Below are 9,572 nucleotides of genomic sequence, written 5' to 3'. Positions count from 1 at the left end.
TAAGCAATCGCTACCTGCGCGCGCTGTTCGTGCAAGCCGCGTGGGTTGTGCTGGTCAAGATCAGGTGTTGGGAGCGCTATGGCCTCAACTCTTGGATCCAAGCCGCCAAGAAACGATTGCATCACAACGTGCTGGCGATTGCGCTCGCCAACAAGCTCGCCCGAATTGCCTGGGCGGTTCTCAACAAGGGACGCGCCTTCGAATGCGTCAAGACGGAGGAGACGGCGTCCCGACCTGCCTGACCCTCGCGCCGTGCGCGGGGCCGTCAAGACGCAGCCTGGCAGCAGAGAGCAAGACGTCAGGACAGCACGACGGCCGGCCTTGACGACCCCTTGCGCGCGACGCGTCTGCGCGCGCAGGCCGGGACGAAGGAACGACCGCCAGGCACGAACAAAGGAACAGCGCGAAGTGAGGAGCTATCGATGACGTAACAACACCCTTACCCGCCGAGGTCTGCGAGAGGATGAGACGACGATGGAGAATCGGTCTTTCCCGGCGCATGCGAACACTGGTGACCCAAATGGCCCGGTCGAGGCCTGTCCGCTAACCAGATCACATGCGCGCTGATATCCATGATGGCCCGGAGCACTGCGCTCCAAGCAGAGGCCGGATACATTGATGCAAGACCGCATCTACCGGATCGTCGAAATCTTCTTGCACCGCACGGCCGGACCATACATAGGGGTCACAAGCGGCGGTGGAGGCGAGCATGGCCCGGCGTCCGGTCCGCCTCTGTCAGCCGACATGACAACGGCTTAGGCGCTGTTCTGCTTGGGGCCAGAAGCTGACTTCGCACTGTCCATTACCGCTGAGGAAATGCCATTGGGAGATTGGGCAGACAGGTTGACTTGTAATGGAGCCGAACCTGAAGGAAGAATCATTGGTCCCGCTGCACTCGTGGTCCGCGCGTGGCGCGCGCACTGCAGAGAAGGAGAGAGGTTCGTCCTTGCGGCCATAGAGGGCGATCTCGAGCGAAAATTGACCGCACAGAACTCGTCCTTTTCGTGGACCTCCTCCCTCATAGGAGGCAGTCAAAGACGCTATTGATTCACACCGAGCCTCACGGCGAAACGCTACCGCGAGCGTTTCTTCTGGCGAAAGTCGGCTTTGTAGACTTCTGAGGAGGTTTACGTGGAGGCGGAACGCCGGCAAGTCACTGTCCTGTTCACCGATGTGGTGGGGTTCACGGCCTTCTCGGAACGGTGGGGAGAGGAAGCCGCCTTTAGCTTAATGCGCAGCCTTGCGAGGCTGATGGACGAGGCGGTGCGCGAACATGGCGGAGTCACGCAGGCTTTTACTGGCGATGGCATCATGGCGGTCTTTGGAGCGCCGGTCGCGTTCGAAGACGCGCCGCTGCGGGCGTGTCGCGCGGCGATGGCAATCCTGCAGCGGCTTGAGGCCGATGGAGAAAGCCTTAAGAGCAAACACGGCTTACATCCGCAATTGCGCATCGGCCTCAACACAGGCGTCGCGGTCGTCGGCAAGGTGCAAGGCGGCACCGACGCGCCCGTGACGGTTCTCGGCGACACTGTGAATGTTGCGTCACGTTTGCAAGCGCTGGCCGAGCCGAATTCGGTGTTCATGAGCGAGACGATGCACCGGTTAGTCCAGGGAATGGTGGACGCGAATTTCGAGGGGCGTCACGAGGTCAAGGGAAAGTCCGATCTGCAAAATGTCTACCGGCTGGACGCTGTTCGTAGTCGGGCGACCCGATTTGAAGCGGCCGTGAGCCGGGGTCTCAGCCCGTTCGTGGGTCGAGAACGCGAGTTAGAGGTTTTGGAGCGCGTGCATTACGAGGCTCGCTCCCGACTTTGTGTCGTCGATCTCGCGGCCGAACCAGGCATGGGAAAATCGCGCCTGCTGCACGAGTTCCGCCGGCGTCTCGACCGCACTTTGGTTCTATCAGGAAGTTGTTCACAGGATAGCCAGCGGACAGCGTTCCTGCCCTTCATCGAAGTGGTGCGTGGTTTGTTCCGAGTGAGCATCGGCGAACCGGAGACGGAGATTAAGCAAAAGCTCGAGATGGGGCTCACGGCGCTTGGCCTGCATTCAGCCCGCAACGTTGGTCTCTTGCTTCACTTGCTCGGACTCAAAGTTCCGGACGGTGCCTTAACCGGACTCGATGGCGTGCTGATCGGCCTTCGCACGCGCGAACTCTTGCAGCAACTGCTGGAGGCGCGCTCCGGGCTGTCGCCAGTCGTCATGACGATGGAGGATTTACATTGGATTGACAGCGCATCGGAAGAGGTGTTGGGACACATTGTGGACAGCGCGGCCAAGCTCCGGCTTCTGATCCTCACTACCCGGCGGCCGGAATACCAACCGACTTGGCTGGACCTCAATGTAGTCACCAAACTGCAACTGGAGCCGCTGCCCATGGGCGACATCCGGCGGCTGGTACAGGCGCGACTTGGGGTCGATGCAGTGCCCGAGGCGTTTGCGCGGCAGGTGATTGAGAGGGCCGAGGGCAATCCGCTCTTCGCCGAGGAAATCGTCAGCTATCTCACCGAGCGAGGTATAATTCACACCACGGTCGATTTTGACGCCAGCGCAGTGGCAGCCGCCCTGCCTGCGAGCGTGCAAAGCCTGCTGACAGCGCGCATCGATCGTCTCGCACCTAAAGACCGTGCGCTCCTGCAGGCAGCATCCGTGATCGGTCGCAGATTCGATCCACAATTGCTGTCGATCGCAGTCAATGAAACGGACGTCGATGCTCGAATAGCAGCGATGCAGCCCCTAGATCTGGTCCACCTCGAACATGCGTCGGGCGATTACACATTTAAGCACGCTCTGGTACGAGACGCGCTCTATCAGAGCCTGCTCAGCGATGTTCGCACGGCGCTGCATGCGAAGATTGCCGCCGAAATCGAGCGCCGCAGCGGCAACCGCTTGGCTGAAGTGGCCGAGATGCTCGCTCATCATTACAGCCATGCAGGCCACGTTGGCAAAGCCTTTGCCTTCCTCTCCATGGCGGGAAGCAAGAGCCTCGGCGTGTATTCAATCGATGAGGCGACGACCCATTTCTCCGGCGCGCTTGATCTCCTCGACAAAAACCCGGATTGCGCATCCGACGATCAGATCGCTGACTTCCTCCTCGCTTACACTCGGCTATTGAGTATGAGCTGTAAGCTGAGGTTAGCGGTTGAAGTCACGCAGCGCTATTTTACGCGCATTGATCACCTCGGAGTCGATCCAAAAGCGGTACTCATACGTTGTCAATACGTGTGGGCGCTTCTGTGGAATGCTCGGTATCAAGAAGCAGCGGCAATGCAGCGAGATGTTTCGCTAATGGCCAACCGCTTGGGGGACAGCACATCAAAGGCCTACTCTTTGGCTGGTGAAATACATGTGTCGACAATGGTTGCGCCGATGCCAATGGACAGATTTGAGGAGGTTAAAGGAGAAGCAATTAAGGCCACGGCCGATACAGCGGATGCTTACATTCAAAATTGGACCCGGTTTGTCATTGGTTGGGACGAAATTCACCGAGGACGCATGATCGAAGCTCGTGATGCTGCTCATGAGCTTATGCGAGTAGGTAGACTGATATCCGATCCACGATCAACCGGACTCGGTCTGGCGCTATTGGCGTGGATCGCTTTGGTTGCTGATTCGTACGCTGAGGCGCTTGAGTACAGTGAACAATCATTGGCGGTTGCGGTCACTTCCTTCGATCGAAGCTGTGCCCTCAGCGGCAAGGGCAATGCGCTGGTAATGCTTCGACGTACGGATGAAGGTCTCCAGTTGTTAGAGGCCGCCAACCAGCGTTCATTAGCTGATGGTGACCTTTATACGTTGGTGGGTAACGAAGGCGCGATTGGAGTATGCAAAGTGCTTCAGGGCCATATCAGGCACGGAATCCGTTTATTGGAGGAGGCAATCTCAAGGCGGGAAAAGGAGGGCTATCGAACTGCTGCGGACTGGTATCGACTCTTTCTATCCGAGGTATACTTGCAGATCATCGCTGGAAATGAAAAGCTGTCGCCCGTCACGTTATTGAGGAACTTGCCGACTCTCGTGAAGATTATGTTCACTGCGTCTTCGCGCGTCCGGACATTAATGACGGCGCTCAAGGACAACCCCCATTTCAATCCTGAAGGCCATCATGCCGGCCGGATAGAAATGATTTTGGGAATGCTTTACAAGGCGAAGAATAAGCGAGCCGCTGCCCTTCAGCACCTGACCGAGGCAAGGCGGATACTTTCCAAATTCGGAGATACTCCAATTCTCTCGCGGGTCGACGCGGGGCTTGTAGAGCTTGGAGCATAGCGTCTATCCAGGCGCAACCTGTGACCTCAGTGGCTATGATAAGCACGTCAACTGGCGACTCTCTGGATTTTTCTTCTGTTGAAGTCACGTCACGGGAGCGCGGCGGATTGCCCGTTCCTACCGCGCGACCTCGTCCCGCGCTTGTACGGGGCGCTCGCCGAGCAGAACGCGCAACTCGCGGTCGCCGCCTCCGGCGGCCAGTCGCATCCAGTGATCGGATTGTGGAGCGTGGCCCTGCGCGAACAACTCCGTCACGCCCTCGTCGTCGAGGATATGAGGAAAATCGACCGCTGGACCGCCGGCTACAGGCTCGCCACGGTGAGCTGGCCAACCGAGTCGCTCGATCCATTCTTCAACACGAATACGGTGGAGGACATCGCGGAGGCGGAAAGGCTCGCCGCGCTGGATGCCGCTTCGGACGTCTAGGTCGTGTACCCACAAATCGGCTTGCTTGATGGAGTGCTGATGTCCGCTATGCCCATCTTAGCTGCGGCAAAAGCCGGACATCGCGCGAGGTCCGAGTTGGGCCAGAAGGCGACCTGACGCCGAGAGACCTTTCATGCAAACATCGCCGGCGTTACCTGGTCCACCTCGATGATCACGTCAGCCGGAATATTGGCGCGCCTTGCTGCATTGCGAATGGCGTCAGCGCTTTCGGCTTCATAAAGACAGTAGGTTTTCCGCTTGTCGGCACTCAGAAAGGAGAAGATCCACCTCACTCCTTCCTCGTCGTTGATTAGGTCGACTCGTTCGACTCCTTCCTTCGTGAACTCTATTTTTTCTGCGAAGTTTCGCTCGATAATGAAACGCGGCATGGCTCTCTCCCATGTACGACGTGGCACGTCAGTGCAGTTGACCGCGGAGCCTCGTGAGCAGCGCGCTCATGTTGAGGCGACTTGCCGTCGCCACCGATTCGTTCAACAGCGATTCGGCGTGTTCCGTGTCGCCGCGCCGGCCCCGGCGACGCAGCATGCGCGCGTATCGATGCTGCGTATGTGCCAGCCAGGGCCATGCATGCATGTGCCGGTCCGTCCGAAGCGCCTCCTCGAAATGCTCTTCGGCGCGGTCCCAGTCGCCCAGCACGTTGGCGAGCGCTCCGAGGAAGCGGCCGGCCGATCCGTAGCAGACGGTCACGATACCAGCCGTGACGGTCATGTGGCGGTAGGGCTTGAGCAGATCGTACAAGGCACGCGCGCAGCGCTCGTCCTCGAGCGCCGTGCAGACATCGGCAAGATAGGAAAGCGTCGTGCTCCGCTTCGCATCCATTGGGAAGGCGAAATCGGTCTGCCGCAACTCGTCCAGCATCCTTTGTGCCTGCGGCTTGAAACCCAGCTCCATCGCGACGAGCGCGAATCCGGGCTTCCAAGTATTGCCCTCTGGTTGGTTATTGATCAACTGTTTGATGACAGGGGCAATCTCCGCTAGGCGTCCCTGCTCACGGCGGATCGTGAACATCTGCATGCCGTAGACGCCTTCGACACTTTCCCCATGCGTCCTGCGACCCATCGCATACGCGTTCTCAGCGAGCTTCTCAGCGGCCGCAAAGTCGCCGATCAAAAGAGCCTGCATGGCTCGCCCTAACTGCGCAACCCATTCCTGGTGCAGCATCTGACGGCCTTCAATTGATGACTGAAACTGGTCCAAAGCCGCGATCATCCCCTGGTAGTCGCCAAATTCGGCCGAATAATAGATGTGCACAGAAAGGATTCGGGTACGGAGGTCGGCGTCATTCAGCCGATCTGCAATGGCGAGCGCCTCGCCGAGGCGGTTGCGTAGGTCCGCAGATTGTGTCCCCGAGAGTGCGGCCGGAACGAGAAATGGAGTGAACAGAACTTCACAGAGAGAGCGGTCGTCCTCGAGGCGGCGCGCCATTTCGATGGCCTCGGAATTGAAGACGTGAGCGCGCTCGAAATCACCCTTCATCAAGAACGCTCTACCGAGCGCACTCAATATCTGGCAGCGCTGCCGGCTGTCTCCTCCTTCGATCGACGATAAAGCTTCGAGCAGCAACGCGATGGAAGGATCAAGAGAGTCGTGGTAGTAGAAACGGGCGTGTCCCAATCCGATGGCGCAGTTGGCGAGCGCATCGCTGTTTCCACGGGCTCGTGCCTCGCCAGCGGCGCGCTCGAATGTGGCGGAAGCCTGTCGCAGATGGCCAGCCGCTGACTGCGCCCGACCCAATGCAATTCTTGTCTCGAGCAGGGCATCTTCGCGCCCTTCCGAATCGGGCAGTCTCTCGGCGATGGCCAGGGCCTTCCCGTAGTGATCGATGGCTTCGTAATTCGCCGAGCGCGCCAGTGCGCGCTCGCCGGCACGCCGCCAGAACGGCAGGGCCAACTGTGGTAGTCCGGCCTCGGAAAAGTGCCGCGCAACCAGCTCCGGCTGGGTGTCTGCTATCTCACGGCGGTACTCGGCAATGGCGGAGGCGATCGCAGCGTGATATCGTTGTCTCTTGCTCTTCAGCAAGGACTGATACGCTGCATCCTGAATGAGGGCATGCCTGAAGGTGAGAGCATCTTCGGAAGAGCCAGCTCTCAGAACCAGGTGCGCCGCCATGAGCTCCGCGACGGCCGCATCGAGGTCTGCTGGCGGAAAGCCGCACACACGGGTAAGCAGGTCTCGGCTGAACTCGCGGCCGATCACGGAGGCAATTTGCGCAGTCTCCTTTGCTGTCGGCCGGCAGCGATCGAGGCGTGCCATCAGGGAGCCCTGCAGTGTCGCCGGCAACGACGTCTCAAATTTGCATCCGGCCGCGTCGCGTTCGACAAGAGAGCGAGCCAACTCCTCGATGAACAGCGGAATGCCGTCGGTCCGGCCAACGATCTCATCGACCAGCCGCGCGCTGGCGCTGGCGCCGACAATGTGCCGTACCATGTCAGCGATCTGAGGCTTTGCCAGCGGCCCGAGGGAAAGCGGCAGCACATGGCCGTAAAGGCTGGGCCATTCGGAAGTCCAGCTCGGCCGATTCGTCACGAGCAACATGATCGGTGCTCGGCTTATTGGCGCCATTAGCGCATCGAGCAGCTCGGTCGTGGTGGGATCGATCCAGTGAGCGTCCTCGACAATGATCAGGACTGGAGAGCGCGCGGCGCGCTGTAGGAACCGGTCCACCAACGTCTGCAGTGTGAGGCTCTTCCTTTGCTGTGGTGTCAGGTCGATCTTGCCGTACCGATCATGGCAATCGAGGGACAGAAGCTCCGCATAAACGGGTGCCACCGTCCGAATGTCCGCGCCCACGTCGGCGAGCATATGCTCGAGCTTCTCGAGCCGTTGCTCGTTGCTATCGCCCGGCCGAAAGTCGGCGGCACGGCCGAGATTTTGAACAATCGGAAACAGGGTACTATGGGTATGATAGGGCGAGCATTGAAAACGCAGGACGACGTTGGGCGTCGCGCCCAGCTTTTCTGTAAAGGCCTGTACCAACCGGGATTTGCCAATGCCGGCATCCCCCGAGAGCAGGATTGCCTGTCCCTCTCCTGCGCGCGCAAGCTCCCACCTTTCAATGAGCAGCGCGGTCTCGTGCACGCGACCTACGAAAGGCGACAGCTCTCCGGCGTGCGCCGCATGGAATCGGCTTTCGACCTCTCGTTCGGACTTGACGAGATGCACGCGGATGCCCGTCCCGAATCCCTTGAGAGGCTTCTCACCGAGGTCCTCGACGGCGAAGGCGTCGCCGATCAGTCGCCTGGTCGCCTCCGCGATGACGAGTTGACTCGGCCGCGCGCTCGCCTGGAGCCTGGCTGCGAGATTGGGCGTGTCACCCGCCACCGCACCTTCCTCGCGGACCGAGCCTCCAACGAGGTCCCCGACAACGACGAGCCCCGTGGCTACGCCGACCCGGGCCTCGAGATCAATGGCGTCAGGCTTCAGCAGTTGCACGGCGGCCAGGGCCTCGAGCCCGGCTCGGACCGCGCGTTCGGCGTGATCCTCGTAGGCGCATGGCCATCCGAAATACGCCATGACGCCGTCGCCCATGAATCTGGCGACGTAGCCGCCATAACGGGTGACCGCGCCGGCGACCCTATCCTGATAGCTGCGAAGCACCTCGCGCAGATCCTCTGGATCGAGCCGCCGCGACAGCTCCGTGGAACCAACCAGGTCGCAGAACATGACGCTCAGCAGACGTCGCTCCGGCGGCCGCGCCGGGGGAGCGCGCGGCAACGGCTTATCATTCGCATGGAGATGGTTGGTGCCTGCTGCCGACAGCGCGACCCCGAAGGACTCGGCCACCGCCGCCAAGATGATCTTGCGGTGTCCGAGCGATACCCCCAGTTCGCGAAGATCCGCCTCCGTGAGATGCGGGAGTGCCCTCAGATCGACCTCACCGGCGGCGAAGACATCACAATATTGCCCGAGGCCAAGAGCACGCAGCCACGTGTTGATGTCTTGCCTCATGGGCCGCTCGCTGCTTTAGGTGTTTCCTCCGCGTGTGCGCCTTTCGCCGGGGAAAGCGCCTCGCGCGCTCTCTGGGTTCCGGGTACAGCAGCCCCCGACGATACTCTGCCGATGCAACACTTAAGTCCCTACGACGCACGCTGCATTTTCGGGCATTTTACTGCAAACGTGCAGCCGCGCATAGAGCTGCAGTAGCGCGACACTTTGGGGGGAGCGTGATGGGCAGCGGGTGCAGGTCCCGGCGCCCACGTGAGGCTCGTTTCGGCGGGTGGCTGAACGAGCACCTTGGGAATCAGGCTTCCGCAAATCTCACTTCAGGTGGAGCTACCGAAGAGGGACTCAGTCTACTGCAGCCTAAGCTAGTGGCAGACAACCATCCGATTCAGGTGCGAGCGGACCAGGACGGCGATTTTCACCTCCGCGCATCTCTGTTGAAGGTCGCAAATGCTGCCATAAATCGCATTCGGTCCGAATAGCGAAGCCGTCCAAGTCGACATCGACTTGGAAGGCCAAGCCAGCCATGGCCTTGTTCGGCTGTGGGTCAAAAGCGTCGTTTTCACCGTCTGACGAAGACTTCCGGTGTCCCCCGGTGAACGGACATTGTAAGGGCCGGTCGGCATGTCTCAAACGGGCCATAAGCGGACTCATGCGTTGCAGCAAACTGCGTCTCTTAGTCGATCACCTCGTCTGCGCGGGCGAGCCGCGCCGCGGGAAGATCGAGGCCGAGCATTCTAGCGGTCTTGAGGTTGACGACCAGCTCGTATTGGTCAGCGCTTGCAATGCGAGCACTTCAAACAGCCTTGAATGACTAACTTGTAAGCTGACTTTCCGCTGGCGACCTCTAATGTTCTGGTCAAATCCGCTTTGGACATTGGCGCGACTTGGTCTGAACGACGGTGCCGGATAGC

3 protein-coding genes and 2 pseudogenes are annotated in these 9,572 nt (G+C 60.0%); 3 read left to right on the top strand and 2 right to left on the bottom strand.

Features of this window, described 5'->3' with window-relative positions:
• The 3 genes and pseudogenes from IVA95_RS11770 to IVA95_RS11760 all read left to right on the top strand — a co-directional run.
• Positions 1-242 (top strand): annotated as a pseudogene (locus IVA95_RS11770) (IS110 family transposase); the annotation flags it as partial.
• A gap of 889 nt (positions 243-1,131) precedes the next feature.
• Positions 1,132-4,269 carry an adenylate/guanylate cyclase domain-containing protein gene (locus IVA95_RS11765; protein ID WP_247510624.1) on the top strand — a complete coding sequence of 1,046 codons (3,138 nt, stop codon included), beginning with the start codon at positions 1,132-1,134 and terminating at the stop codon, positions 4,267-4,269.
• 96 nt (positions 4,270-4,365) lie between these two features.
• A pseudogene (locus tag IVA95_RS11760) lies at positions 4,366-4,695 on the top strand (NTP transferase domain-containing protein); the annotation flags it as partial.
• A 131-nt stretch (positions 4,696-4,826) separates the two neighbouring features.
• Here the strand turns inward: IVA95_RS11760 and IVA95_RS11755 are convergent.
• Together IVA95_RS11755 and IVA95_RS11750 are read right to left on the bottom strand one after the other, a co-directional pair.
• Positions 4,827-5,084 carry a DUF4242 domain-containing protein gene (locus tag IVA95_RS11755; protein ID WP_247510623.1) on the bottom strand — a complete coding sequence of 86 codons (258 nt, stop codon included), beginning with the start codon at positions 5,082-5,084 and terminating at the stop codon, positions 4,827-4,829.
• Between the two features lie 28 nt (positions 5,085-5,112).
• On the bottom strand, positions 5,113-8,664 hold the full coding sequence (locus tag IVA95_RS11750) for an adenylate/guanylate cyclase domain-containing protein (RefSeq protein ID WP_247510622.1): 3,552 nt from the start codon (positions 8,662-8,664) through the stop codon (positions 5,113-5,115).
• Positions 8,665-9,572: the final 908 nt, after the last annotated feature.

This window comes from Bradyrhizobium sp. 157, assembly GCF_023073815.1.
In the GTDB taxonomy this organism is placed as follows: Bacteria; Pseudomonadota; Alphaproteobacteria; order Rhizobiales; family Xanthobacteraceae; genus Bradyrhizobium.
This window is presented reverse-complemented; position numbering and strand designations above follow the sequence as displayed.

Coding starts and splice junctions, on each gene's coding strand:
- IVA95_RS11755 (WP_247510623.1), bottom strand. CDS start 5,084: ATGCCGCGTTTCATTATCGAGCGAAACTTCGCAGAAAAAATAGAGTTC.
- IVA95_RS11750 (WP_247510622.1), bottom strand. CDS start 8,664: ATGAGGCAAGACATCAACACGTGGCTGCGTGCTCTTGGCCTCGGGCAA.